The following is a 1,642-nucleotide window of genomic DNA, read 5'->3' on the forward strand; positions in this document are numbered from 1 at the left end:
TATCTGTTCAACTCTGTCCTACCTCCCCACCTCTTCTTCCCAGTCGATGGCGGTCCCTAGTCCCTAGTCCCTAAATATGATGAATAATTTAAATCTGCTGCGTTTATTACAAATTACTAACACAGCCTTACCAGTGGGGGCTTACAGTTATTCCGAAGGATTAGAAAGTTTGGTGGAAGCTCATGTAATTTATGACCAAACAACATTAAAACATTGGTTAGAGCAAGAATTGGGCTATGGTGCGATTAAAATAGAAGCCGCAATCATGCTCAGGGGTTATAGAGCTACAGAAATTGGGGATTTAGAAGCTTTAGACTATTGGAACAATTGGGCAAAAGCTGCTAGAGAAACAGCAGAGTTACGGGAACAAAGCTGGCAAATGGGTTATGCGTTGAGGCGATTATTGGAGAAATTGGAACCGGAGCTTAGTAAAGAGTTTAACAGCTTGAGTCAGGAGGTGAGTTTTGCGATCGCCTTTGGTATCATCGCCGCCCATTGGGAAATTGACCCATCAGCCGCCACTTTAGGATACTTACACAGTTGGGCTACCAACTTAATCAGTGCTAGCATCAGACTCATCCCTTTAGGGCAAACCATAGGTCAACAATTATTATCTAAATTACACAGCCCGATCGTAGAAACCAGCAGTAAAATTTTAGCCCTAACGGATGACAACCTTAGTAGTTGTGGATGGGGATTAGCTCTAGCGAGTATGGCTCACGAAATCCAATACAGCCGATTATTTCGGAGTTAATACCTGTAAAAGTTTTGCCATCTTCGCCTAGAATTGAGGCAATAATGGCACATAATGTTAATCAAGGTAAACTTTTGCCAATCCATGCACTGTCCATTCTCATTCGCTCATTACTCACACAAATCAGTAAAATTTAGAGGAAATCGTCGGCTGCTAGCTCAAAAAAGGCATTGACAATTTGGTACATTACCAGGATGGAAGATATTTTGTTGACTTGTGTTGTATCCTCAAGCTGGACTCAGCTGCGGCACAGGTAGCACCAAACTTGAGTGTGTCTACTCTTAATCTGGCAATATTCTAGCCAATTTTGCTGAGCCACCCCGAACACACAGGGATATTTGTGATGATATCGAAGAGAGGTAATCAAAAATCAAGCTGATGCTACATTTTGCCCAGGTACAAAAGGAAGCAACTACAGGTGAAACCAAGCTGCGCTTATTAGCCCGCCAAGAATCTGAATATACCTGGGCTTTAATTGAAGAAGCTGAGGTGATTCCAGTAGTGGAAACTGATGTGTGGAGTAATGGCTTGCTAGTTTTGGTGGAACTTTCTCCCACTCGCCAGGTTTTGACTATTAAAGATGCTACAGATTGGGTGCTAGATTTGGTCAAAAATTACCTGACAAGTGAGATCTCTTTAGATTTTTTGCAGCAAGAAAAGGTAAGGGTAGAGGAAGGGTTACAAACTCTGACTCTCGAAAAATTGGATCTCAGCCGTCGTTTACTAGAAGTAGAAGCACGGCGAGAAGAAATACAGGAGTTAGAAGCCAAGTTACAGCAACAAATGAAAGACTTAAATAGCAACTAGTGCAAGAAAGGCAGAAGGCAAGAAAGGCAGAAGGCAGAAGGCAGAAGGCAGAAGGCAAAAATTCCCCATCTCCCCATCCCC

2 protein-coding genes are annotated in these 1,642 nt (G+C 42.6%); both read left to right on the top strand.

Annotated features, from left to right (window positions below):
* Positions 1–76: 76 nt before the first annotated feature.
* The gene (locus tag IQ264_RS32405; RefSeq protein WP_413470383.1) at positions 77–754 is read left to right on the top strand and encodes an urease accessory protein UreF; all 678 of its coding nucleotides are present in this window, start codon (positions 77–79) and stop codon (positions 752–754) included.
* Positions 755–1,132: 378 nt separating this feature from the next.
* Positions 1,133–1,561, top strand: a complete 429-nt coding sequence (locus IQ264_RS32410; protein WP_193986875.1) for a hypothetical protein — start codon at positions 1,133–1,135, stop codon at positions 1,559–1,561.
* The last annotated feature ends 81 nt before the right edge of the window (positions 1,562–1,642 follow it).

The sequence above is a fragment of the [Phormidium] sp. LEGE 05292 genome, assembly GCF_015207735.1.
In the GTDB taxonomy this organism is placed as follows: Bacteria; Cyanobacteriota; Cyanobacteriia; order Cyanobacteriales; family Aerosakkonemataceae; genus Floridanema.